The organism is Erwinia aphidicola (genome assembly GCF_014773485.1).
Lineage (GTDB): Bacteria > Pseudomonadota > Gammaproteobacteria > Enterobacterales > Enterobacteriaceae > Erwinia > Erwinia aphidicola.
Genome location: NZ_JACXBP010000006.1, coordinates 314,016 through 336,208, shown reverse-complemented (window position 1 = coordinate 336,208; position 22,193 = coordinate 314,016). Strand labels below are relative to the sequence as shown.

At 50.5% G+C, this 22,193-nt stretch carries 27 protein-coding genes; 20 read left to right on the top strand and 7 right to left on the bottom strand.

Annotated elements, in window-relative coordinates; genetic code table 11:
- The first annotated feature begins 19 nt into the window (after positions 1-19).
- From ID864_RS16375 to ID864_RS16335, 9 genes are all read left to right on the top strand, one after another.
- On the top strand, positions 20-274 hold the full coding sequence (locus tag ID864_RS16375) for a hypothetical protein (RefSeq protein WP_191150104.1): 255 nt from the start codon (positions 20-22) through the stop codon (positions 272-274).
- Positions 258-782: a packaged DNA stabilization gp4 family protein gene (locus ID864_RS16370; RefSeq protein ID WP_191150103.1), complete on the top strand. Its 525-nt coding sequence runs from the start codon at positions 258-260 to the stop codon at positions 780-782. Before ID864_RS16375 ends, ID864_RS16370 begins: the two co-directional genes overlap by 17 nt.
- Positions 742-2,163 carry a packaged DNA stabilization protein gene (locus ID864_RS16365; protein ID WP_191150102.1) on the top strand — a complete coding sequence of 474 codons (1,422 nt, stop codon included), beginning with the start codon at positions 742-744 and terminating at the stop codon, positions 2,161-2,163. Before ID864_RS16370 ends, ID864_RS16365 begins: the two co-directional genes overlap by 41 nt.
- The gene (locus ID864_RS16360; RefSeq protein ID WP_191150101.1) at positions 2,163-2,855 is read left to right on the top strand and encodes a phage tail protein; all 693 of its coding nucleotides are present in this window, start codon (positions 2,163-2,165) and stop codon (positions 2,853-2,855) included. Before ID864_RS16365 ends, ID864_RS16360 begins: the two co-directional genes overlap by 1 nt.
- Positions 2,852-3,307, top strand: coding sequence for a DUF2824 family protein (locus tag ID864_RS16355; RefSeq protein WP_191150100.1), 456 nt, complete (start codon positions 2,852-2,854; stop codon positions 3,305-3,307). The genes ID864_RS16360 and ID864_RS16355 overlap by 4 nt, the downstream gene beginning before the upstream one ends.
- Before the next feature lie 2 nt (positions 3,308-3,309).
- Positions 3,310-3,981, top strand: coding sequence for a DNA transfer protein (locus tag ID864_RS16350; RefSeq protein ID WP_191150099.1), 672 nt, complete (start codon positions 3,310-3,312; stop codon positions 3,979-3,981).
- Between the two features lie 6 nt (positions 3,982-3,987).
- Positions 3,988-5,394, top strand: a complete 1,407-nt coding sequence (locus ID864_RS16345; RefSeq protein ID WP_396018889.1) for a phage DNA ejection protein — start codon at positions 3,988-3,990, stop codon at positions 5,392-5,394.
- Entirely contained in the window at positions 5,394-7,232 is a 1,839-nt protein-coding gene (locus ID864_RS16340; RefSeq protein WP_191150098.1) for a DNA transfer protein, read from the top strand. The genes ID864_RS16345 and ID864_RS16340 overlap by 1 nt, the downstream gene beginning before the upstream one ends.
- 93 nt (positions 7,233-7,325) lie before the next feature.
- A complete protein-coding gene (locus ID864_RS16335; protein ID WP_191150097.1) occupies positions 7,326-9,809 on the top strand; it encodes a phage head-binding domain-containing protein in 2,484 nt (827 codons plus the stop codon).
- A 21-nt stretch (positions 9,810-9,830) separates the two neighbouring features.
- Here ID864_RS16335 and ID864_RS16330 read toward each other — a convergent pair whose 3' ends face one another.
- The 3 genes from ID864_RS16330 to ID864_RS16320 are packed head-to-tail and all read right to left on the bottom strand — an operon-like array spanning position 9,831 to position 12,578.
- On the bottom strand, positions 9,831-11,312 hold the full coding sequence (locus tag ID864_RS16330; RefSeq protein ID WP_191150096.1) for a hypothetical protein: 1,482 nt from the start codon (positions 11,310-11,312) through the stop codon (positions 9,831-9,833).
- The gene (locus ID864_RS16325) at positions 11,302-12,222 is read right to left on the bottom strand and encodes a glycosyltransferase family 2 protein (protein WP_191150095.1); all 921 of its coding nucleotides are present in this window, start codon (positions 12,220-12,222) and stop codon (positions 11,302-11,304) included. Before ID864_RS16325 ends, ID864_RS16330 begins: the two co-directional genes overlap by 11 nt.
- The gene (locus tag ID864_RS16320; protein ID WP_191150094.1) at positions 12,219-12,578 is read right to left on the bottom strand and encodes a GtrA family protein; all 360 of its coding nucleotides are present in this window, start codon (positions 12,576-12,578) and stop codon (positions 12,219-12,221) included. The genes ID864_RS16325 and ID864_RS16320 overlap by 4 nt, the downstream gene beginning before the upstream one ends.
- A gap of 191 nt (positions 12,579-12,769) precedes the next feature.
- Between ID864_RS16320 and ID864_RS16315 the strand changes: the two genes are divergently transcribed.
- A complete protein-coding gene (locus ID864_RS16315) occupies positions 12,770-13,012 on the top strand; it encodes a DNA polymerase V (protein ID WP_191150093.1) in 243 nt (80 codons plus the stop codon).
- Positions 13,012-13,335: a S24/S26 family peptidase gene (locus tag ID864_RS16310; protein ID WP_191150092.1), complete on the top strand. Its 324-nt coding sequence runs from the start codon at positions 13,012-13,014 to the stop codon at positions 13,333-13,335. The genes ID864_RS16315 and ID864_RS16310 overlap by 1 nt, the downstream gene beginning before the upstream one ends.
- A gap of 305 nt (positions 13,336-13,640) precedes the next feature.
- Here ID864_RS16310 and ID864_RS16305 read toward each other — a convergent pair whose 3' ends face one another.
- Complete coding sequence (locus tag ID864_RS16305) at positions 13,641-13,961, bottom strand: hypothetical protein (RefSeq protein WP_048916350.1); 321 nt, start codon at positions 13,959-13,961, stop codon at positions 13,641-13,643.
- A 405-nt stretch (positions 13,962-14,366) separates the two neighbouring features.
- On the opposite strand from ID864_RS16305, the gene ID864_RS16300 reads away from it, so the two are divergent.
- The 3 genes from ID864_RS16300 (at position 14,367) to ID864_RS16290 (ending at position 16,230) form a co-directional block, all read left to right on the top strand.
- Positions 14,367-14,504, top strand: a complete 138-nt coding sequence (locus ID864_RS16300) for a hypothetical protein (protein ID WP_180276764.1) — start codon at positions 14,367-14,369, stop codon at positions 14,502-14,504.
- Between the two features lie 349 nt (positions 14,505-14,853).
- Positions 14,854-15,810 (top strand): chemotaxis protein, encoded by a 957-nt coding sequence (locus ID864_RS16295; protein WP_048916349.1) that lies wholly within the window; start codon positions 14,854-14,856, stop codon positions 15,808-15,810.
- A gap of 261 nt (positions 15,811-16,071) precedes the next feature.
- Positions 16,072-16,230 (top strand): hypothetical protein, encoded by a 159-nt coding sequence (locus tag ID864_RS16290; protein WP_166643173.1) that lies wholly within the window; start codon positions 16,072-16,074, stop codon positions 16,228-16,230.
- A gap of 44 nt (positions 16,231-16,274) precedes the next feature.
- On the opposite strand, the gene ID864_RS16285 is transcribed toward ID864_RS16290, so the two are convergent.
- From ID864_RS16285 to ID864_RS16275, 3 genes are all read right to left on the bottom strand, one after another.
- Complete coding sequence (locus tag ID864_RS16285; protein ID WP_133623384.1) at positions 16,275-16,547, bottom strand: hypothetical protein; 273 nt, start codon at positions 16,545-16,547, stop codon at positions 16,275-16,277.
- A 392-nt stretch (positions 16,548-16,939) separates the two neighbouring features.
- Positions 16,940-17,509 carry a LexA family transcriptional regulator gene (locus tag ID864_RS16280; protein WP_224750533.1) on the bottom strand — a complete coding sequence of 190 codons (570 nt, stop codon included), beginning with the start codon at positions 17,507-17,509 and terminating at the stop codon, positions 16,940-16,942.
- Positions 17,510-17,643: 134 nt separating this feature from the next.
- Positions 17,644-17,928 (bottom strand): hypothetical protein, encoded by a 285-nt coding sequence (locus ID864_RS16275; protein ID WP_048918781.1) that lies wholly within the window; start codon positions 17,926-17,928, stop codon positions 17,644-17,646.
- A 91-nt stretch (positions 17,929-18,019) separates the two neighbouring features.
- On the opposite strand from ID864_RS16275, the gene ID864_RS16270 reads away from it, so the two are divergent.
- From ID864_RS16270 to ID864_RS16245, 6 genes are all read left to right on the top strand, one after another.
- Complete coding sequence (locus ID864_RS16270) at positions 18,020-18,391, top strand: antiterminator Q family protein (protein WP_062820962.1); 372 nt, start codon at positions 18,020-18,022, stop codon at positions 18,389-18,391.
- A gap of 230 nt (positions 18,392-18,621) precedes the next feature.
- Positions 18,622-19,089 (top strand): glycoside hydrolase family protein, encoded by a 468-nt coding sequence (locus tag ID864_RS16265; RefSeq protein WP_191150091.1) that lies wholly within the window; start codon positions 18,622-18,624, stop codon positions 19,087-19,089.
- A gap of 29 nt (positions 19,090-19,118) precedes the next feature.
- A complete protein-coding gene (locus tag ID864_RS16260; RefSeq protein ID WP_396018888.1) occupies positions 19,119-19,433 on the top strand; it encodes a DUF7940 domain-containing protein in 315 nt (104 codons plus the stop codon).
- Positions 19,430-19,729, top strand: coding sequence for a hypothetical protein (locus ID864_RS16255; protein ID WP_191150090.1), 300 nt, complete (start codon positions 19,430-19,432; stop codon positions 19,727-19,729). The genes ID864_RS16260 and ID864_RS16255 overlap by 4 nt, the downstream gene beginning before the upstream one ends.
- Positions 19,730-19,996: 267 nt before the next feature.
- Positions 19,997-21,745 (top strand): amylovoran biosynthesis protein AmsF, encoded by a 1,749-nt coding sequence (locus ID864_RS16250; RefSeq protein WP_048916343.1) that lies wholly within the window; start codon positions 19,997-19,999, stop codon positions 21,743-21,745.
- Between the two features lie 133 nt (positions 21,746-21,878).
- Positions 21,879-22,142: a hypothetical protein gene (locus ID864_RS16245; protein WP_048916342.1), complete on the top strand. Its 264-nt coding sequence runs from the start codon at positions 21,879-21,881 to the stop codon at positions 22,140-22,142.
- Positions 22,143-22,193: the final 51 nt, after the last annotated feature.

The window sequence follows — 22,193 nt, the reverse complement described above, 5'->3', positions numbered from 1 at the left end:
TAGTTATTGGAGATTAAACATGACCCAGATGATTTATCGCGCTGGAAAAATGGCGAAGTGGAAAGGCGTTGGTTATGAGTGGAAGATTATCCACGAAGATGAAGTGGCTGATTTTCTGGAAGAAGGCTGGGTTGCACACCCTGACGAACTGATTCAGCCTATTGCAGAGCCAGAGCCAGAGCCAGAGCCAGAGCCAGAGCCAGAGCCATTAGTGAAAGAGCGTAAAAAGCCTGGTCCAAAGCCTAAGGCGGCCACAGATGAATCTGACGACTAAAGGTGATCTGATTACTGCGGCTCTCAGAAAGCTGGGAGTTGCATCAAACGCCACGCTGACAGACATTGAACCGCAGTCGATGGAAGATGGCGTTAATGACCTTGAGCTAATGATGGCGGAGTGGGCAGGGGGCGTAGAATCACCAGGCATCAGTGTTGGATATCTTTTTGCGCCAGATGGAGAGCCAGCTGATGCGGGTGATGAACATGGCATAGAGATTGCCGCTATCAATGCTGTAATCCTCAATATCGCATGCCGCATCGCACCGGACTACGGCATGGAGGCGACGGCTAAGCTCCAGGTGACTGCGAAGTACGGAAAAGAGCAGCTTGTCAAACTGTCCGCAATGAGCCGCGCCCGCACAGCTAAATGTAAGTCCGGTTATCCAAATCGCATGCCTACCGGTTCAGGCAACCGACTTGCAGCCTACAACGGCTGGAATTTCTATCATCGTGATGAGGTATGCAATGCCGATACAACAACTCCCCCTGATGAAGGGAACGGGTAAGGATTTTCGGAATGCTGATTACGTCGACCTGATGCCCGTAAACATGATCGCCACGCCTAAAGAAGTGGTAGGGTCGAGTGGTTACCTTCGGTCATTCCCGGGCATTGCAAAGCGTAATGATGTGGCAGGGCTCTCGCGAGGCGTGATGTATAACTCTCATGAAAGCGCAGTGTACCGGGTTTGCGGAACAAAGCTGTATAAGGCAGGGGTGGAGTCCGGAGAAGTCCCGGGGTCAGCGCGCGTTTCGCTTGCCTGCAGCTACAACAGTCAGGCAGTTGGCGCGAATGGCACAATGACTTTGTTTCGCTACGATAGCGAAGTTAAAACCCTGTCAAACTGGCCGTCTTCATCTGGTTACATCCAATACGAGCTGGGCAATCTTAGAGACCTGTGCAGAAACCGATCCCGGTATATCTGGAGCAAAGACGGTAGCGACTCATTCTTTATTTCTGACCTTGAGGATGAGTCAAGACCCGATCGCTACAGCGCAGAATACCGCGCAGAGAGTCAGCCGGATGGGATTATAGGTATCGACAACTGGCGAGATTTCGTCGTCGCATTCGGCACCACAACCATCGAGTACTTTTCCCTCACGGGCGCCACATCCGCGATAGGCGCAGCCCTGTATCAGTCTCAGCCCTCGCTCATGGTGCAGAAGGGAATTGCCGGTACCTACTGCAAGACTAAGTTTGCAGATACGCACGCCATTATAAGTCACCCCGCAACGGGAGCGCCGTCGGTCTACATCATCAACTCAGCACAGACGCAGCAAATAGCCACCGCTTCTGTGGAGAAAATTCTACAGGATTACAGCACTGATGAGTTGGCTAGTGCGCTCATGGAAACGACACGTTTTGAGTCTCATGAGATATTGATTATCCACCTTCCGCGCCATGTGCTTGTTTACGACGCATCAGTAAGTCAGTCCGGCCCGCAGTGGGCAATCCTCAAAACAGGACTTAACGACGATCCATATCGAGGCGTTGATTTTGTCTATGAGGGGAATTCTATAAGCTGCGGCGACAAGCGAGCATCCGTAACTGGCACGCTGGATAAATCTATCTCCAGCCAACACGGAGAGCAACAGGAGCACCTGCTGTACACCCCTCTATTCCGAGCTGACAACTCAAGAGCGTTTGATTTCGAACTTGAATCCAGCACGGGAGTGGCCCAATTTGCCGAGAGGATGTTTGTCTCTACCACTGCGGACGGAATTAACTATGGCCGTGAGCAACTCATACCATGGAATGCTCCATTCCGATATGACCAGCGGGCAATCTTGAGGAGGCTTGGCAGAATCCGAAAGAACCTGGGGTTTAAGGTGAGAATTATCACATCATCACCCGTTACGCTCAGCGGGTGTCAGATAAGGCTGGAGTGATGGCAGACGAACCGCAAAAAGTCATAGTTCAGGCAAGCCGAGTTGATGACTCCATTCTTCCGCAAGGCATATCTCTGGCGTACAGGTTATACATCATTCAGCAGAGTGGTGACCTGAAGAATGTTGCAGATGCGTCTAACAACGCCAATGACCTGGCATATCAGGCTACCTTAAAAAACCAGGAGCAGGATGTAACCTTGGCCGACCACGAGCTTCGGTTATCAAACCTGCGCATTGAGGTAGATAATCACGAATTACGCATAACCTCCAACACCAATGCCATTACTTTGCTAAACGACAGGGTAGGGTCGGTAGAGTGGAGCGTTTCCACAATCCAATCTGACCTTTCAGCGCTAACAGGAAGAGTTACCGCTACCGAGACAACAATATCCACCCTGCAAGGCGATTACGTTTCAAAATCGGCCACGACATCTCAGACCCTGGGCTCGCCTCTAAATGTCACAACCTCTTACTCTGTTGGTGGGACAAAGGTTATTGGCGCCCGGCAGGCAGGTTGGACAGTAGCCACCGGGACAGCGCTGCTCGGAGCATTTAACGCCAACCAGTCCTACTCCGCTGGCGCAACTTATACGCAGGCCGACATCCAGGCACTGGCGACAGGCCTGGTGCAGGCAAGGCAGCGTATCAAGGCGCTGGAGGATATGGTGAGAACGCATGGGCTAATCGCATGATTGAATTCAAGCCAACAAGAAACATCGACCTCATTGAAGGCGTTGGAAATCACCCGGAAATCATTGCTGGCAGCAACAACGGAGACGGTTACGACTACCGGCCTGAATGCAGGTATTTTGAGGTTCATGTTCACGGAAATTTCGGAGGCATTGTCTATTACCACGAAATTCAGCCCATGAGCTATGACTGCCACGCCATGTATCTACCTGAGGCGCGGGGTTTCAGCAAAGATATTGGCCTGGCATTCTGGAGAATGCTCTTGTCGTCGACTCCATTCGCCTGCATCACGTCATACGCGGCCAGCAAGTTCCGTCACGGTCAAATGTACTGCGCCATGATTGGCCTTAGGCGTGTCGGCACCATCCGTAAATATTTTAAGGGCGTCGATGACGTCACTTTCTACTCGGCCACTCGTGAAGAGTTAATCGAATTCCTCAATAGCAGGAGATAGCCATGTTTTATGCGTTCAGGCTGGGCAGGAAGCTGTCCGGCGAGGAGCCTCTTTTCTATCAAAAAGGGGGCAAGGGTGGCGGCGATAATGGCGCTGGCGCTCAGGCAGATGCACTGAATAAATCTACTGACCTGCAGCGCGATCAGTGGCAGACGGTCATGAACAACCTTGCACCATTTACCCCGCTCGCCCAGCAGTACGTATCCCAGCTGCAAAACCTTTCCACCCTCGGCGGACAGAACAGCGCGCTGAACAGCTACTACGGCTCAGACCAGTATAAGCAGCTCGCCAACCAGGCGCGTTATCAGTCGTTGGCGGGCGCCGAGGCAACGGGAGGGCTTGGATCCACGGCTACCAGCAACCAACTGGCAACAATCGCACCGACGCTGGGCCAGAACTGGCTGAGTGGGCAGATGCAGAATGCTCAGAATCTGGCGAATATCGGCCTCGGCGCGTTGCAGGGGCAGGCCAATGCCGGGCAGACATACGCAAACAACGCCGGATCGCTTTATCAGCAGCAAGCCGCTCTTGCTGCAGCAAATGGTAACAAACAGTCTGGGTTGCAATCTGCCATCGGTGGTGGGCTTGGTGGTGCTGCCATGGGTGCATCAATCGGAGGACCATGGGGCGCAGCAATAGGCGGCGGCCTCGGTGTTCTCGGGTCACTTTTCTAAGGAGCAATCATGGCAATGTCACAGCCTTGGAACGGAGGAGGCCTGCTGGCAGGTATTGGTGGTATGAATGCCAATGCTCCGCAGGCAAATGATGTAAACGGCGCGCTGTCTCTCATTCGTGAAAATAACGACATCCAGCGAAGTGGAGCTAACAACGTTGGATTGCAGGCGCTGCAGGGGGTATCTGGTGTTGCTCAGGCCTTTAAACAGAATCAGCAACAGGAAGCCCAAAGCGCATTCAACCAGGCTCATGCCAAGGCTTGGGAGTCAGGTGATACGTCAGCTCTTCGACAGTTTGCAGTGCAGAACCCTGCGTTCGTTGAGCAGGCACAGCAGGCAGTGGCGCACCTCAACGACCAGCAAAAATCAGATATTGGCACCTTAGCTGCAGGCATGCGTGTTTCCCTGTCTCAGGGGCCACAGGCTTTCAGCAAGTACGTTAACGAAAACACCAGCGCGCTCGCTCGTGTTGGAGCGGATCCAAATACCGTATTGCAGATGGGCGTCAAAGACCCACAGCAGGCCCAACAGTTTGTGGATACTCTCGGCATGTCATCGCTCGGTGGCAAAGATTATTTCGACACCATCGACAAACAGCAAGGGCGCGTTATCGACCGCGGCCGCCTTCAGGAAACTGTCCGCAGCAATCAGGCCGGGGAAGCGCTTCAGTCGCGAGGTCAGGATATTCAAATCCGAGGGCAAAATATTTCAGCATCAACGGCGAGGCGTGGTCAGGACATGGCCTACCAGAGAGCCCAGTCGCTAGGCGCTGCTTCTGATGCTGACGATCGCACTGTCCAGCTAGCTGACGGAAGGACGGTTAGTGTAGGGGGGAAACTACACGGCGCTGGAGCAAACGCTTTTTATGAGGGTGTAGACAATGACGGGAATATGGTTCGCGTTCCTGCAAGTGCTATTGCCGCACCTCCAACTTCATCTGCTACAGCGCAAAATTACGCAATGAAAAAGGATATTGATACCATCGAAGGTGCCAGCCCTGACAGCCTGGACTTCATGACGGGGGTGACAGGTGGGAACGGAACGCCAGCTTTTGGCGCCGACATTCGTAGCCGAATCAGTGGTAAAGAGCAGCGTCAGTTATATAACGCGACCCAGAGAATCCAGGGGCGCATGCAGAACCAAGGCATTGCAGCTGCTCGTGATATGGGCGCCAGTGGTATAAACACCGTTGCAGAGGCAAAAATGTACTTTCAGGGCATGCCTCAACTGGATTTCTCTAGCCCAGAGGCTGCGCAGCAGTCCGTACGTGGGATCAGGGAATACACTGATAATTATAACCAGCAGTATAACGTTAACATCGGTGGTTCATCCCGTTCAAATCAGCCTGCAGCAGCACAACAAGCGAGGCCCACGCAACTCTCATCTGGATTCTCTTCACTATGGGGTGACTAATGGCTAAGGCGTGGAAAGAGGTAATTGCTTCACCGCAGTATCAGTCATTGCCACCAGACCAGCAGGCTGCGGCTCAGGAGCAGTATTTTAATGAAGTTGTTTCCCCGCAGGCTGGAGAAAGTGCAGAACAGGCCAAGCAGGCTTTCTTTTCAGCTTACCCTCCTGCCACTCAATCACAACAGCAATCATCTAATCAGCAAGAACCTTCATTCCTGCAACAGGCCGGGAATGCCATTGAGCAGGCTGGTCGCGGACTTGTAAACATACCCTTCGACGCCCTGCAGGGCGGTGCCAGCCTGATTAACGCTGTTAGCCAGGGTGTTGGCGTCCCCAAGCTTCTTGAGGACGTTTACCGCCCGGTGGATAGGCCAACCGATCCATATGCACAGGCAGGTGAGAGTATTGGCAACTACCTTACACCTGGCCTCGGAGTGGCGGGGAACATGGTTGCCGGCTCACTTGCGGAGGCGGGTAATCAGCAGGGTGACTTTGCGGAAAACGCAGCGAAGAATGCAGTTGTAAACCTCGGCGCCCAAGGGGTTCTATCCGGTGCTGCAAAGGCAGTAGGTCGTGGTATCACCGCTTTACGCGGTCAGGTCAATCCTGAAGTGACTCAGCTCATCGCAGGGGCGGAGGCTGCGGGAGTTACGCCGATGACGTCGGATGTACTTCCGCCGTCTGGCGCTTTTACTAAGGGATTGGTACAGGGTGGAGAGGGTGCATTGCTTGGTACCGGAGCAGCCAGAGCGGCTCAGCAGGATGCGCGACAGGGAATTATTCAAAGCTATCAAAGCAAGTTCGGCGAGTACGCACCAGAGGCGGTAATTGATTCTCTGCAGCGCGGCGTAAGAGCTGAAAGAAATGCAGCTGGTGAGCTACTTAGCCAAGTATCAACTCAGATGAAGGGCCGAACCGTTCCCGCGAACAAGACCATTGCCTCACTCGATAGTGCCATTGCTGACCTGAACAAGCTGGGAACGCTAAAAGATACTGGCGCAGTGAGTGTGTTGGAAGGGCTTCGTGGAGATCTGCAAAAATCCCCTGTTAGCTATGACGATTTCAGAAACCTCAGGTCTGCCTTCCGTGAAGGGGTTAAAGGCGACAATATTGCAATGAGAGGCCGTACAGAGGCAATCATCGACCGCGTTTATAAATCGATGAGTGATGACCTTACATCATCTGTAGGCCGCACTCTTGGGCCCGGCACTGCATCTAAATACGCTGCTGCAAATAACGCGTACGGTACCCTTGCTAACCGCGTGAAGAACACAGCGCTAAAGCGAGTTCTCGAAAAGGGTGAGTATGTTCCTGAGGTGGTTAACAGCGTGGTATACAGCTCCAAACCTTCAGAGGTCAGGAATTTATACTCTCTTCTTGATGAAAAAGGGAAGGATGCTATGAGGGCGGCATATATCAGCAAAGTTGCCGAAAAATCCGGAGACTCACCCGCTCGCTTTATGTCAGAGGTTAACAGACTGAGGAAAAACCCTGCGATAAACGATGTTCTTGGGCCTCGTCACGTCAAAGAGTTGAACGGCCTGATGGATGTGTTAAGGCTCACAAACAGGGCAGATTCAGCCAGCGTTGTTACTCAGACCGGGCAGGCGCTCGCCAATCCGGTAAGGCTTGGGTCGGCTGTGGTAAGCCAAGGGTCGTCACTGGCAGCGGAGGCAGGTTATGGGCTAATGACGCGAGTGTATGAGAGCAAGCCAGTTCGCAACGCACTTCTTCGCCTGTCAAATACCAAGCCAGGAAGTCCTGCATATGAGAGGGCACTGAACCAGGCGGCAACAATGGTTCGCCCATTGCTGGCCACTGAAGTGACTTCGCAACAGTAATTCTCCGGCAGGGATGCCGCACACCTGAATATTATAATCTGAAGCTGCGCAAGCTATGGCTTGTGCGGCTTTGCTGCGCCCGGAGCAAAGTAAATGCCAGAAATCACAGCTAATGTTGTTGTAAGCATGCCAAATCAACTTTTTACTCAAGCCAGAGCTTTCAAATCAGTAACAAATGGTAGTGTGTATATTGGAAAAATAGATACTGATCCGACAATCCCTGCTAATCAGATTCAAGTTTATATTGAAAATGAGACCGGAGGGTATACCCCTGTTTCTCAGCCTCTCTCGATAAACTCAGGAGGGTATCCTGTATATAATGGACAGATAACAAAGTTTGTGACAGTAGAGGGCCACTCGATGGCAGTGTATGACTCATACGGAGCACAGCAGTTCTACTTTCCAAACGTTTTAGGCTATGACCCAGACCAACTGGAGAAAAGGCTCCCTGAGATGCTCGCCGAGTATGAGTTGGCAGAATTCAAGAGGAAGTACTCTTTTGCGGCAGGAGGTACAGCTCAGACATCACAGGATGCGTTCATTGATGTTTCTGGGAACTGGTGGTTTTACACAGGCACATTCCCTTTCGCAGTACCTCCTGACACAGACCCAACTTTAGATTCATTGTGGTATTGCGCTGGGTTGTTAAATGGAAAAGAAATTAACAACCTGTCATCCTGGTGCGATACGACACAAAATATTGATAGAACAATAACGCTGAAGAGATTTTTCCGCACAGTTGGGCTGTTGAAAATGAAAGCGTTTGGATCTGGAGTGGTAACTGTTTCATCAGCGATTGAAATTCCCAATGTTGAGTTTGATTTTAGTGACTTGACGATCTATATTGACCCAAACAGTGATAACACGGTATCTGGAAGTTCAGGCAGGTTATTTACTATAACTGACCCGGACAGTGTTGTTTATACAGGTCAATCATTCTCTACATCCAACGTAGGGCAACTTGCCACAATACAATTATCTGGACCAAATTTCAGGAACCGCTCCGTTGGAATCGAGGCTGAAACACCTAATGATAACGCCTATTTGCGTCTTGGATCGAATTACATCAAGAAGGCAGACATCTATGTGATGGATGATAGTGGCACCGGGTTCCATGGGGCAACTCCAGCACTTTTCAAATATAACGATACAGCCAAATTAACCGCAAGGCCTATACGTAACCAGCATATTAACCGACCGCCAAAATTTATCCTTTCGCAGCCGCTATCTAGCAATAGAAAGCTTAGAACCTGCATTAGAATCGAAAGGAATAGTGTCACGATCATAGGTGGCTGTATGAATGCTCAGGCTGCTGGTCTTTATGTTGAAAGCATGTTTGAGCTTAACAGCGTCATAAACTGCGAATTTCGCGATGTTCAGATGCTCAACCAAAACGATAACATAGATAACAACGGAAACTATGTTATTAACGCCTATTGCGTTCTTGACCTGAAAGTCGTCAATTGTAGATGCCTTAATGGTTGGTCTTTAGTTGACGGGAATTTCATGAGAAATACGGTTGTTATGGATTGTGAGGCAGCGGCAGTAGGTTGTCACGCAATGGCTTGGAACTTCCATGTTGAGAGATGTAGATTCTTTGCGACCCTTGTCCAGGGCGAGTATCAGGGAGGAATAGGGCTTACAGGTGGAGGGAAGCTCACTGTAAGGAATATCCACTACATCTATCGTGGCGGACCAAGAGCAAAAGACCACCCAATAGCTACGCGCGGTGACTATGGCCAGGCGTGGGAGGGTGAAATAGATGTCGAAGGGTTGGAGGTGCTTTATTCAGCTCCGGTATCATCTGGTAACGGCATGGCCATGATTTACATGATTGGCGCCGATATCGGTTCGATAGACCTGACCAGGGATTGCTATCTCGGGAAAAGAATCAGCATGAGAAACCTAAAAGTTTACGTGCCGAACGCCGCATGGACAGTAGACCAAGTGGTGGTTAATCCGGTTTTCTTCCAGACCACATTCACGCAAAATGTGCGATACCCTACAGATTACATAGTTGAGGATTTGTATCTCGATACAAGCGGGCCTGGATGGGCCCTTGACCCACGCTGGCCTGTTCTGGGAACAAACACAAACATCGTGCAAGGGATGACGAGGAGTATCATGAGGCGGTGCCGGGCATCTAACACGGCAAACATGTTTGTAATCAGTGCCACGGCAGCCGATATTACCGCAGGCAACTATAGAATTACCGCTGACATAACACTCGAAGATATCAATGGCGGCGTTAGCGGGATTGTAACTCTGCCGCCCTCCAATAGATTCACGGTAAGACGAAGCGTGATAAACAAACTGCAAATTGGTGGGATATCAAACTCAGCAGGAACAATAAAGGTCGAAAGGTGTGATATAGGAGGGACACCATGCGGAGGTTCAACAGGTAATGACGTTTGTTACTTCTATGAAAACCATATCATAACTAACGCCTCTATCGCCGTTGGGTCTCTGGCTAAGTACTGTCATGGTAATACTGTACAGGCAGGGGGAGCCATATCAGGAAGAACAGTGGATGAATGGTATAACTATCGAGACACTAGCGTATTTAGAACAACATAAAGGCCCGCTAGGGCCTTTACTCTATCTAACAATGTAGACTTTATAATAAGAAGGGGCTTTCGATTTGTAAGTCGATAGCTCCATCCTGCTGTCATTTAACTCTACATCAGTAATAACTATCTTCGCCCCATTTCGTAATGCTTCATCCATGTTCCTGGTAAAGAAATACTTTTTATCTGGCATTAAGCACTCTGCAAACTCATTCATTCTATAGTTCTTATCTATCACAAATGCGACATTGTCATAATCAGCGTAGTGGCACTCAATAGGTTTATCAATGAACTGATAATCTATTTTCCAGTTCGCCATCATTTTCTGAAGTGATAACGCCGAAAGTATGATCGCAAATGAAATAAGCACATGTCTATTTTTTATCTGTGATGCAAGATATGCGTATGCCAACGCGATAACAGGGATGGCGGGATAAACATATCTGGCTATCTTGTACGGCGCAAAGAACATCACTACAAGATACCAAATTGATAGGGTTATTAAAATGGATGCAATAGAGTAATCATTCCACTTCCTGTGCCTAGCTGTCAGATATAAAGAAATAGCTATTGCCACAATAATCGAAAATACACCGAAGATGTATGTGCCATCAACAATTGATAGTGAGTGCAATGAGGATATAATGTTCTCTGTCACACTTGACGCTTTTTTCAAAGCCTCATCTTTTCTATAGTTTGAAACAAAAAGATAAGGTGGGTATATTATGTACCCGAAGAATAAAGTGCCAGCTATGTAGACCATGGCTCGCTTTACAAAGTCTCCCACCTCATCTCTCATTTCGTAAAGCACATGAGCAGCAACAAACAAACTCATAATTCCGACTAATATCATTGAGAAATAACCGGTAAGTAATGTCAGAGCGGACAGTACTCCGTACGAAGTATAGTATAAATAACCTCTTTTCCCACTCTTAATTGTGCATATCGAAACGTAAATGTATGCCAATATCAGCGTTTCTTGAAGTTGATATGGTCTGGCAAAGATGGTATTAGAAATTGATTCTGAATTTAGGAAGGCGATTATGCACACGAAGCATGATATTAGATGAGAACTAGTAATCTTGAATGATGTGCAGGCAAGAAATATGAACGAAAAAACGAAAAGCAAAATGTTTAACTGACCAGCCCATATTATTATAAATGAAGACCTTGAATCAACCGAACCCGAAAACCACATCCTGAGTAGCGAATAGTAAAGGTTGCTATGTGGAGTGTCTCTATTGAATTCCCACAAAGACGCAACATCTTTAATCGCGCCGGCCCATGTACTATCATGGAACCACATCAGTTCTCTTAGTTGGTTTCCAGTCAGAAATATATTATCTGGCGATGATGCATATCCGATGCTTTTGTATGCTGATAGTAGAAAAGACAAAGACTCATCAACATGCAAGCCATTGCGAGAAATCAGCCAAAATTCTCTAAGTAGAAGGGCAATAACGCCAATTAACAGGTATGAAAACACTATACTCAGCGATAATTTATTTCGCATTGTTATTCCCTTTTAATACGTATCTTGGACGCTTTTTAACTTCAACATAAATTCTTCCAATGTATTCCCCGAGAACGCCAATCCCAATCAGCTGTATACCTCCAAGAAAAAGGATAGACACAAGCAATGATGGGTATCCGCGCACTGCATTACCGAAAGCCATAGTATCGACAATCATCCATGCACCGTAAAGGAATGAGATCCCTGCCACACACAAACCAAGGTAAGTCCAGATGCGCAGAGGGAGGGTTGAGAAGCTCGTGATGCCCTCAAGAGCTAGGTTCCACAACTTCCACCCATTAAATTTAGTTGTGCCAGCCACACGTTCTGCGCGAGTGTACTCGACGACTTCAACGTGACCGCCTACCCAACTAAGCACCCCTTTCATGAACAGGTTGCGCTCAGGAAGTTGCTTAATATTTTCGACTGTGGCGCGTGACATGAGGCGGAAATCACCAACATTTTCCTCAATCTTCGGCGAGCTTATTTTGTTGTGGAGCCGATAGAACCATTCAGCAGTCTTCCGCTTAACGTGGCTGTCTGACGCCCTGTCACTTCGCTTTGCCAGCACTACATCAGCGCCAGTCTGCCACTTGTAAATCATGTGCGGAATAACGTTAATTGGGTCTTGCAGGTCTACGTCGATTGGTATTACAGCATCGCCAGTGGCATGCTCAAGCCCAGCGAAAAGTGCAGGCTCTTTACCAAAGTTCCGCGTAAAGGAAATTGGTTTTACCAGTTGGTCAGAAACAGCTAGCGCATTAATAATGGCCTCAGTTCCGTCAGAGCTGCCGTCATTAACAAAGACGATCTCCACTTCATATTGCGCTAGCTCGCTACGCACCGACTGGTAGAAAATAGGAATAGCGTCTTCTTCATTGAAGACCGGAACAACCAGAGAAATTTTCACTTTCTCTCCTTAAATACAACGTATTTTGAGTAGAAGAATCCCATCACCAAGCTTACTACGGAGAACGTCACAAGCGTGACGATAGAGGGCAGCTCAAGGCTGTCACTCATCTGACCCACACTCGCTGCCATTGCACCCATGAATGCCAGATAAATCATGTAGCGGCCTGATGTAACTTCGCCCTTGAATGTAAACCGAGCATTGGCGAAGAATGAGAACGTAACGGCTACTAAAAAAGCGAACATGTTCGACATGGCCTGATTAACGCCAAGCCAATGAATAATCAGGAAAACTATCCAGTGAATGGCAGTATTAATGACCCCCACAGATGCATAACGAGCGAATAGTTTATACATTGAATTATCTTAAATTTTGAAGTGGGCAGATCCTACCATCTGTCGTGACAATGGCAAGAATTCGTAAAGTTTAGTGTAGGAAAATTTCTCGCCAGATCATCATCCTGACAATTCTCCCCGCTCCACCCGGTTGATCAATCCGGTCACCTGATCAGATAATACTGTATATCCAAACAGTGTTGAGGTGCATCATGGGTAGAAGAGACGACATCCCGGCAGCGTTCCGGGCGAGCATACAGATAGCTGCAAACGGGCGGCGCACAGTGACCACGGCTGACTTCGTAGCGGCGCTGGCGCTGGTCAACTATGAATGGTCGCTAGCTGAAGCTAATCGCTGGATAGAGCACTATCAGAGCACGTTCAAAGACGTGTCGACGGAAGAGGGTGAGCGCCGGACGTTCCTGCTGTACAACCCGAACAACGGAGGCTTCTAATGGGCTTTCCATCCCCAGCTACGGACTACATCGAAGACAGCATATGCCTCAACCGACTATTCATCCCTCATCCATCTGCAACGTCTCTCGTCGAGTTCGGCGGGCTGCAGTACGTCATTGACCGCTCAGTGGCGCCCGGCAGCGGCTCTGTGATTTGCTATGAGATATTCGGAGAGGTGGCGATCGGGAAAATGATGGGCAGGGCGATTATCACGCCGGATGGTGATTCGATTGAAGGTGAGGGGCTGAGTGAGGTCATTGTGATCGGGACTGTGGTGCTAACGATTACGCAGCATCACGATTTCAACGGGCCGGCGATTTGATGGGTTGGGGCATCAATGGGGCAAAAAATTGCCGCAAGGTTACGCGATCTAAACCAGCTAATCGCATCATCTTGCGGCAAGGCTCTGCTTGAGCGTGCTCTTTGCTATCTATAACCCATTCTTTTCGCACCAATAGTACATTATGAATATGCAGGTTTAGCGGGATAAGGTGATGCATAACCAAAACATGCGGTTATAGCGGCTAATGGAAGATAAAGCAGCATAAATACATTTATGTGGTGTTAGAGAGCCACCTTCACAATGGCTCTCCAGGTCTTATCTAAAGCAATGAAGCTTGGCGATATTTAGACGCATTTGAAAGTCAGGCGAGCCACGCCATTAACCAGCAAGTGTGTATCGATATCCGTTTTGACCTCTTTCATTGATTTGTTTTGAACCCGGCAAAAGTCAGAAGCTTTTTTATTTGCAGTGCCAACAGCACCTTGTATGCGACCTGCAGCAGGAGCCGCTTCAACTTCCGTGAGGTAGTCTCCATTATCAAGCTTTTTGATATCTGACTGATAGGTTAACCCCAGGCCTTGAAACTGTGTTTTATCATTTTGCACAGAGCATCCGGTCAGAAAAGAACCGATTAAAACAGTGGTAGCAATGATTGAAGTTTTCATGTGACAAAATCCCTTATATGTTTTGTTGGCTGCTATATTACGATTTGGAATTAAACACTGCGTAAACTGGAAGCTTTAAGTTACTCGAAACCTATTTATCACATTGAATTTTCAGCATTTAATTTTTAGTGGATTAAAGGGTTCTGAATTATCAAACTGGCCTCGTCCGGGGAACACCTGCCAGATAACCTAATGATGATATGTCGATACCTGTCTAATGGACTGACCTCCCCACTGTAGTCAAATCCTGCCCTCCGTTTAAGCGAAAATGATATTCAGGTCTTATTTATAGAAATGAAACTTAACATTTTCAACGCGAAATAAGCCCCTTTTCTATTGTGACTTTACCGGTAACATTCTAGGGTTATATGGCGCGTTCACCCTGTAATTCATGAGGATTAATCGATGAGAAAGGCTAAAGTTGTACGGTTGATGGAAGTGTCATTGATTGTGGTGTTTGTGGCTCTGCTGGCCTGGATGGTCGCGACCGGGGCCTGGTCAGCACTAGGATGGGACCCACACTGGCCTTACCCAACGCACTGAAAAAAATAATAAAGTAGTTGTTCGCAAAATTATCAAAAATTCGCCAGGGATCACCCTTTACTTCAACCTGCTTACCCTCCGGCACATAGCCGCCTCAGTAACGTTCCTTATCACATCAGGGTTTGCTTCACTGTCAGCGCTGAGGTGATGCCTCACCGTATTCCACCCGCCTTCAGCGCCAAAGTGGCTTTTGGGTCGGATGATGTGATCTTGTGACGAGTGCGCAAAAACTTTCCTGCACTTTTTTCCAGAACTGCCGATAAGTTGTTATAGCGAACAGTGCGTGCACTCTCTATGCACGCAGAGCACCCAATAAGCCAACAACAACGAATAATAACCTGAGGTAGAGATGGATAATTTTCAGAAAGAGATTGATGAGAGAGCGAATCTCGCATTATCGAACAAGTTCGAACTTTTGTTATTCCGTCTGGGGTCTGCTCATCAGGAAGACAAGCCTGAGTTATTCGGCATTAACGTGTTTAAGCTGCGCGAAATCGTGCCGATGACCAACATCACCAAAGCGGCGGGGATGAAGTCGCCGCTGCTGGGGATGGCCAACATTCGCGGTCAGCTGATCCCGGTTATCGATTTGCCTGCCGTTGCGGGCTGCACCCCGGCAACCGGCCTTAATCTGCTGCTGGTCACTGAGTATGCGCGCAGCACCCAGGCCTTCGCCGTCGAGTCGGTGGAAGATATCGTGCGCCTTGACTGGAGCCAGGTCCATGCGGCTGAGTCGGGCGTCAGCACCCGCAATATCACCAGTATTGCCTGCCTCGATAACAACAGCACCATGGCGATGGTGCTCGACGTGGAGCAGATCCTGCATGACGTGATCCCTTCGGTGCGCGAAGTTAAAGAGGGCGATATACAGATTAAATCCTTCAAGATGAAGCCGGGTGCGGTGGCTATCGTGGCGGAAGATTCGAAGGTGGCGCGTCAGATGCTGGAGCAGGGCCTGAAGGCGATGGGCATTCCGGCGCTGATGCACACTACCGGACTGGAAGCGTGGAACAAGATTAAGCAGATGCACCAGGAAGCGCAGGCCGAAGGGCACTCGATTCACGATAAGATTGGACTGGTTCTCACCGATCTGGAAATGCCAGAAATGGATGGTTTTACCCTGACGCGCAATATCAAAAGCGATCTGAACCTGAAAAATATCCCGGTAGTGATCCACTCTTCGCTGTCCGGCAGCGCCAACGAAGACCATGTGCGCAAGGTCGGAGCCAATGGCTATGTGGCGAAATTCGAAATCAATCAGCTCTCGGCGGTGATCCACCAGGTGCTGGAAGACGCCGTGGAGTAAGCCTTCAGCGGCAGGACTCCGCGCCTGCCGCTCCCTCTGACGCCGCTGTCACCCTGGCGACGGCGTGCTATTCCCTGTGCAACAGCACACATCAGAATTATTCACTTATCACAAGCTGGAAAGATCCTAAAATGAAATCGTCATTAGCAGAATGAGGGGAGGCGAGCTGGGGTTGGTGAGGGTTTCGAACAAATGCCAGATGCAAAGCATGCCGTTTCGGGCTGGATTCGCTTGCTGGCCTGTGTTCATTGATAAGATATTATGGACAACGACGATAAAAAAACACCTGCTGAATTACCTGGCAGTGCAGAGTCCGGGGACGAAAAGGTGCCTGGAGCGCTGGATCACTGGGTGTTAACACCCGCACAACGGACGTTTATTGAATCTTTACTTGAAGATGACGATCGCACAGACGATTAACTGCCTGACAGGCCGCCCGGTGCGGCCTGTTTTCATTTCTCAGGCTAATTACCGCCGGCTTGTGGCTGACAGAATGAACAATACCGCGACTCCAGCTGGCGCGGCAGACCGCACTGCTGGCAGGCGCGCGCCGCAGAAAAAGCCTGACGCATCCCCCCACCGATCCCCATCCCCGCCTGCGGGTCCAGCAGCTGGCTAATTTTACGCAGCAGCAGCTTGTCGCGCCGGCGTTGCGCCACGGCCGCAGCGCGTCGTGCTTTATAACGACTGCGGCAGGTTCCTGACGGCGCAGCACTTTTCCAGATAATTGTCGCCATGTTGACCTCCGCTGAGAAGAGTAAGAGCCATTGATAACTGAGTTCACCTGAAATCCTTAGCTTAAGGCTTCTGATGAATCCCGCCTCTAAAAACGATAGCCATAGTTATTATCAATATCAAATGTTATTGAAAAAATAACTTAAGCTATCGAGTTATTTTGTTGAAATAGTTGATTTTTAATATTTTTATTGTCATTTTTTGAAAATTAAAACCCAAAGATTCCAAAAGCTTTACTAATCTATTCAGTTATATCGATTGTACAACACTGTCAGGGTCATGATGAGAGGGCGCTGATGGGTCACCGCGAGGAAAAACTGATGGTTTCTGTATTATTCAGGGTGTCTGGCGGTCACTACGAAGAGACACTCCTGCCGGAGCAGGAGGTCAGCGACTACCGACGTAAGTCGCGGATAAGAAAGATAGCGACGCCGATTAACTGCACATCTTCCGACAGTTCAACGGCGGGTAAACGCGGGTCATCGACGGTTAAAAAACCGTTGGAGGGGCCTTCGAGAAAACGGTAAACCGAGATGCGTGAGTTCATCCTGGCCATAACGAGATCTCCAGATTCTGCTGGTACCTCGGTATCGATAATTACGATGCTACCTGCGCTGGCCTCCGCACAGCCGCTGTTGCGATCGAGGATGTAAGCACGCCAGCTCTTGCGCGCCTTGACGCCGGTAGGCGTACTGACCTGCTCGCTGGTTTTACCGTTGCTGTCCCACAGGGCAACGGTAGTGCCAGCTTTAACTTTATCAATTGGGCTGCCGGCGTGACCGCCGCGCATCTCGCCAGCACCACTTGCCAGCCACTCAACGCTGATATCAAGCGCTCTGGCGATGTCCACCAGCTTGCGCGAGCCTTCTGCTTCTCCCTTTGTCAGCCGCCAGATTGTTGGCTGTGAGACGCCCGATGCTTTTGCTAAAGCACCCTGTGTAATTCCCATCATGGTCATAGCCATGTTCAATCGCCAGGCGAGTGTATTCGGTTTCATATACCAGAATTTATAGCGATGCGTATTTTTCGTCAAACACGCTTTGCTATTAACCGCAGTAATACTATTTGCTATTAATGGCGCTTTTGCTATAACCATAGTTATTGAATGCGCGTCGATAACGGCTTTCCGGGCGCATAACCCAGCGTACCGCTGCCGTTGCCGAGTCTGGTTCGCTGTGGTGCTGAAGAGACGAGTTTATCGCCGACTTTCAGTGCCAGTATAAACCAGAGTGCCTGCAGGGTGGTGCCGCCACGCCGTAGCGCACTGCCGGATGCGTGCCGCTCAACGATTACCCGCTCTTTATCAATCAGGCCGTCCAGCCTAATCGCTGGCAAACTCCCTGGCAGCATCGTCTGCCACTCCTGCGTCACCGTGGCAGTCATCCTTCAGCCGCGCTGACGCCGTGTTAAATGAGTCTCTGCTGCCGGATGATGATATCTGGCGGCAGGTTGCAGCTGACAAAAGGGGCACATCATGCGCGATATGAAAAATTTACTGGAGCGTTGGGGGGGCTGGGCGGCAACGGGTGAACACGGTCTGGGCTATTCGTCAGTGGCTGCCGGGTTCCGGGGGTTGGTGCATTCCCGCCCGGGGCAACGCCCGAGCTGTAGCGACAATGACGGTATGATCCTCGACGCTTGCATCAGCCGCCTGAAAAAGAATCATCCCGAGCAGCACGACATTCTGGTTGCTCACTATCTTTGGCAGATCTCCCTGCGCGCCATCGCCCGCCGCCGCCGCTGCGCGGACGGCACTATCCGCAAACAGATTCAGACCGCCGAAGGGTTTATTGCTGGCGTATTAAGCGCGCTGGAGTGTGAATTAGAGTGCGAAGAGACGATCTGATTTCTTATATTTATTAATCATTAATCAGCAGGGAATTAAATTAATTTCACTTTCTGGATTGCGTACGCAATTTATGATCCAGACTGTTAATGTCGGATTGGCGGCATCAGGGGAAACTCCCGGCGCTATTGAAATGGTCGGGCCACGGTTGTGAAAGTGAAAAATCAGATTGAAGGGTGAATAAGGTTGCTGAGGCGGCCTTTTTTTATTGGTTGGAAGCGAGGTGAACGATGAGCAATATTATTCAGATTTTGGTATTCGAAGAGGGATATAAAGAGCAGCCCTATCGCGATAGCGAGGGATATCCCACCGTTGGCTGCGGAATTAAGATCGGTCCGAAAGGGGCGGCGCTGGAAAATTACACCTTCACGCTGCCGCGCACCGTCGGCGATGTCTGGATGCAGCTCATGCTTAACAGCAAAATGGCTGAAATGAAGCAGCGCCCGGCGATGCTGGCCGCGCTGCGCCAGTGTAATCCTCCGCGCAGCGATGTGCTTTACAGCATGGCTTACCAGCTGGGGGTGGACGGGCTGGCGGCCTTTAAAAATACCCTGCTGATGATTGCCAACGGTAACTTCAGCGGAGCCGCAGAGGCGATGCTCGCCAGCCTGTGGGCGCGCCAGACGCCGAAGCGCGCGCAGCGGCAGGCAGAGATGATGCGCAGCGGCACTTATGCCAGTTATCAGGAGGTTCTATGAAATTCACCTTATTTATTCTGCTGGTAGCGATGCTGGCGCTGGCGGTGCTGCTGTTTGTGCATTGCGGCAAAGTTGTGGTGGTAAATCACGCCCGCCTGCTGTTTAAGACCTGGTCGGTGTGGCTGGCCTCGGCTGGCTCCGCGCTCAGTGCCTGGGTGCAGTCATTTCCTGACTCGGCGCTCAGCGCCTGGAGTACGCTGCCTGAGGATGTGAAATCCTGGCTGCCGCATAACTTCCTCGGCATGATCGGCGCATTTATGGTGGCGATGGCGGTGATGGCGCAGTTTATCCGCCAGAAAAACCTCTCTAAACAGCGTGATACCCTCGCAGGAGGCAAAGTATGAGCACGCTACTTTCGCTGGTCAGCGGCGGCTGGAGTGGGCTGTTGGCCGTTGGCGCCGTGGTGGCGGCTTTTGTTGCCGCATGGTTTGGCGGCAGGCAGGTCGGCAAGAGCCAGCAGCGCGCGACATCCGATATTGCCGCCGCGCAAAAGAGTGCGCAGCAAATCTCGGCCGTTGCGAAACAACAGGCCGCTAACAGTCAGGAGGCAAAACGTGTTCAAGCAGACAATGCTGCTGTTACTGACGGTGACGCTCGCCGCAGGATGCAGCAGTCGCCATTCCACGCCGACGATAAATAACGAAGTGATTTCCGACGCAAGCTGTACGTTATTTTCGCCGATATATACCCACAACCAGGATGCCCAGCTGATGGATATCAGAACCGTCAGGCAGATTAATACCCATAACGATCTGTGGGTTTCGCTTTGTGGTAATAAAAAATAGATCCGCGGATTTAATTATCTGCCAGGAGGTGACAGGAATTTAGTTATCTTTCTCTCCCCGCTCATTCTGCTAATTTACCCTTAATAAGGCGGTCTGCCCGTGCGCGCCGCCAGGAGGTTATTATGATTGAAGTTAACTCATTTGCTGAATTACGTACTACCGCGCCGGCTAAATCTGGCGATATTGCCCTGCTCAAACGTTATTACGATAAAGACTCCACCTTCCGCGGCGGCGGTAATTTTGTCGGGTTTGTCACGACCACGCTCCCTGCCGATGATAGCGGAACGGTGGCGGTCGGCAGCGGCTTTTACTGGAAGCGTGTAATTAACGACTACGACGAGGTCAATATCCTGCACTTCGGCGCCAAAGGCGATGGCTATACCGATGACAGTGGGGCATTTAAGCTGATGATGAGCTGGGCGCAGACCTGTAGCAGCAGCTGTAAGGATCTTGGGGTCCGTTTTCCGGGCGGCAAGTTCCTGATCAATCCCATTGACCTTTCGGCCAGCGAACTGCCGTTCTTCTACCTGTACGGCGATAGCAACCCGCAGGGCGGCATTCCGCGCACGACGATTATCTCTGACAAATCGACCAGCCCGGTATTTAAAGTGCAGGCGCGGCGCACGGCCATCAAGGGGATCAGCTGGAACGGGCAGGCGAGTGCGGATGTCAGCGCCAATAAAAGCGTGATCACCTCCGCCATGTGTTCCAATCAGCAGCCGTTTTTTGAAAACACCACCGTGGCGGGGGAAATTGTTCTGATCAGCTGCTTCCGCGGCCAGAACAACGGTGGCACGATATTCAAACTGCTGGATACGCTCGACAGTAAGTTCGACCAAATCTACACCATTAACACCTACGGCCGGGTATTTGATGTCGGCTGGTCGGATACTGTGAAGGGCGTATGGGACCACTCAACGGCCATTGAACTGTCGAATGCCAATTTCCAGTACGGCTATGGCGACGCTACGCTGATGATGCCGCGCGTCACGCAGGGGGTACTGCGCAACGTATGGATTGAGCATACCCGCGCGCCGGGCGACCTTAATAACGGTCAGTGGCTGATAGATGCCCTGAGCCTTGAGGATTGCTCCAGCCCGCTGATCCTCGACCATGCCAGAGTGCAGCTGCGCCAGCTCAATCTACAGGCTGGGGCATCGCTCAGTCAGGGCACCAGCACCACACGCTGGCTGTCCGGCTATGAGGCGGGATGGCGGCGCGAGGAGAGTTTCGGCACGCTGATGACCGGTTCGATGCGGGCCGGCTGGTATACCGGCTACAAAATTACCAATACCTCCAGCGCCGACAAATGGTACAAGCTCGGCAAGGTGTTTATGCCGAAAGAGAATCAGCAGTGGATTATTGAGATGATTGGCAAAGTCTCCAGCGATGCGGTAACCGGCACGGCGGGTAGCCCGGTCACGTCGGTCTCCTCCTGCTCCAGTTATCTCGGTATCTCACGCTGCGCCACGGCGATTTATGCGGATATTCGTCATCATGGCACCCCGGCAGTGCTGGATATCAAGTATAACCGCATCGGCGTGACCACCACGGAGATCTGGGTGAAGCTGAAGGCCGCCAGCGGCGATACCATGTTTAACCTGAAATCCACCGGGCCAACGCGCTTTGAGTCCGGCGAGTGCTCACTGTTTACCCCGGACTTAACGGAGACCACCGATATCACCACCATCGGCACCAACACGCCCGCGGCACGCATGAGCATGCACAACGGGCTGGCAGGCGTAGGGGCCAACGAGAAAGGGGTGCTGACGCTGGCAACCACCCCGGCGACGGCGCCTACCACCACCACCGCAGCCGGATATATCACCGTTAATATCAACGGCACGGATCGTAAAATTGCTTATTATTAATCAGAGAGTTAAGGCCGGGCTACCCGGCCTTTTTTTTGCTTTTTTTGGAGTTGATGGAAATTTGTTGTGAACTTTCTGGCACCGCTTCGGTCCGATTTATGTAGTCATCTTTTAACTATGAAAGGAAATATCCATGAGTGAGATCGAAAGCAAAACGCAGACTGAACACTTACGCGACGTGACTTCACAGCTAAAAGAGATGCGCCATTACGCGCAGACCAATACTGAGACGCTCTCCAGCCAGTGGCTGGCCTTTGATGAGGGCGAGTACAAAGATCCGTCAGCTGCGGAAAAGATTAACCAGCTGCTGAATCAGCAGGGGACTTTGCTGGAGGCGTTAGACGCCGCCATCCAGGACTTCGAAATCGAAGCTAACCGCATCGAAAACGAAGCCTGATGCAGCGGGTGAACCCGCGCTAAGTGATAGCGGGCCGGGCAAACCTGGCCC

Excerpts from the sequence above, each read along its gene's own strand:
- ID864_RS16250 (WP_048916343.1), top strand. The coding sequence starts at position 19,997 with ATGATTGAAGTTAACTCATTTGCTGAATTACGTACTACCGCGCCGGCT.
- ID864_RS16275 (WP_048918781.1), bottom strand. The coding sequence starts at position 17,928 with ATGACTGCCACGGTGACGCAGGAGTGGCAGACGATGCTGCCAGGGAGT.
- ID864_RS16300 (WP_180276764.1), top strand. The coding sequence starts at position 14,367 with ATGAGAAAGGCTAAAGTTGTACGGTTGATGGAAGTGTCATTGATTGTG.
- ID864_RS16355 (WP_191150100.1), top strand. The coding sequence starts at position 2,852 with ATGATTGAATTCAAGCCAACAAGAAACATCGACCTCATTGAAGGCGTT.
- ID864_RS16260 (WP_396018888.1), top strand. The coding sequence starts at position 19,119 with ATGCTGGCGCTGGCGGTGCTGCTGTTTGTGCATTGCGGCAAAGTTGTG.
- ID864_RS16340 (WP_191150098.1), top strand. The coding sequence starts at position 5,394 with ATGGCTAAGGCGTGGAAAGAGGTAATTGCTTCACCGCAGTATCAGTCA.
- ID864_RS16365 (WP_191150102.1), top strand. The coding sequence starts at position 742 with ATGCCGATACAACAACTCCCCCTGATGAAGGGAACGGGTAAGGATTTT.
- ID864_RS16320 (WP_191150094.1), bottom strand. The coding sequence starts at position 12,578 with ATGTATAAACTATTCGCTCGTTATGCATCTGTGGGGGTCATTAATACT.
- ID864_RS16265 (WP_191150091.1), top strand. The coding sequence starts at position 18,622 with ATGAGCAATATTATTCAGATTTTGGTATTCGAAGAGGGATATAAAGAG.
- ID864_RS16295 (WP_048916349.1), top strand. The coding sequence starts at position 14,854 with ATGGATAATTTTCAGAAAGAGATTGATGAGAGAGCGAATCTCGCATTA.
- ID864_RS16290 (WP_166643173.1), top strand. The coding sequence starts at position 16,072 with ATGGACAACGACGATAAAAAAACACCTGCTGAATTACCTGGCAGTGCA.
- ID864_RS16370 (WP_191150103.1), top strand. The coding sequence starts at position 258 with ATGAATCTGACGACTAAAGGTGATCTGATTACTGCGGCTCTCAGAAAG.
- ID864_RS16305 (WP_048916350.1), bottom strand. The coding sequence starts at position 13,961 with ATGAAAACTTCAATCATTGCTACCACTGTTTTAATCGGTTCTTTTCTG.
- ID864_RS16255 (WP_191150090.1), top strand. The coding sequence starts at position 19,430 with ATGAGCACGCTACTTTCGCTGGTCAGCGGCGGCTGGAGTGGGCTGTTG.
- ID864_RS16375 (WP_191150104.1), top strand. The coding sequence starts at position 20 with ATGACCCAGATGATTTATCGCGCTGGAAAAATGGCGAAGTGGAAAGGC.
- ID864_RS16330 (WP_191150096.1), bottom strand. The coding sequence starts at position 11,312 with ATGCGAAATAAATTATCGCTGAGTATAGTGTTTTCATACCTGTTAATT.
- ID864_RS16310 (WP_191150092.1), top strand. The coding sequence starts at position 13,012 with ATGGGCTTTCCATCCCCAGCTACGGACTACATCGAAGACAGCATATGC.
- ID864_RS16285 (WP_133623384.1), bottom strand. The coding sequence starts at position 16,547 with ATGGCGACAATTATCTGGAAAAGTGCTGCGCCGTCAGGAACCTGCCGC.
- ID864_RS16360 (WP_191150101.1), top strand. The coding sequence starts at position 2,163 with ATGGCAGACGAACCGCAAAAAGTCATAGTTCAGGCAAGCCGAGTTGAT.
- ID864_RS16335 (WP_191150097.1), top strand. The coding sequence starts at position 7,326 with ATGCCAGAAATCACAGCTAATGTTGTTGTAAGCATGCCAAATCAACTT.
- ID864_RS16350 (WP_191150099.1), top strand. The coding sequence starts at position 3,310 with ATGTTTTATGCGTTCAGGCTGGGCAGGAAGCTGTCCGGCGAGGAGCCT.
- ID864_RS16270 (WP_062820962.1), top strand. The coding sequence starts at position 18,020 with ATGCGCGATATGAAAAATTTACTGGAGCGTTGGGGGGGCTGGGCGGCA.
- ID864_RS16280 (WP_224750533.1), bottom strand. The coding sequence starts at position 17,509 with ATGGCTATGACCATGATGGGAATTACACAGGGTGCTTTAGCAAAAGCA.
- ID864_RS16245 (WP_048916342.1), top strand. The coding sequence starts at position 21,879 with ATGAGTGAGATCGAAAGCAAAACGCAGACTGAACACTTACGCGACGTG.
- ID864_RS16315 (WP_191150093.1), top strand. The coding sequence starts at position 12,770 with ATGGGTAGAAGAGACGACATCCCGGCAGCGTTCCGGGCGAGCATACAG.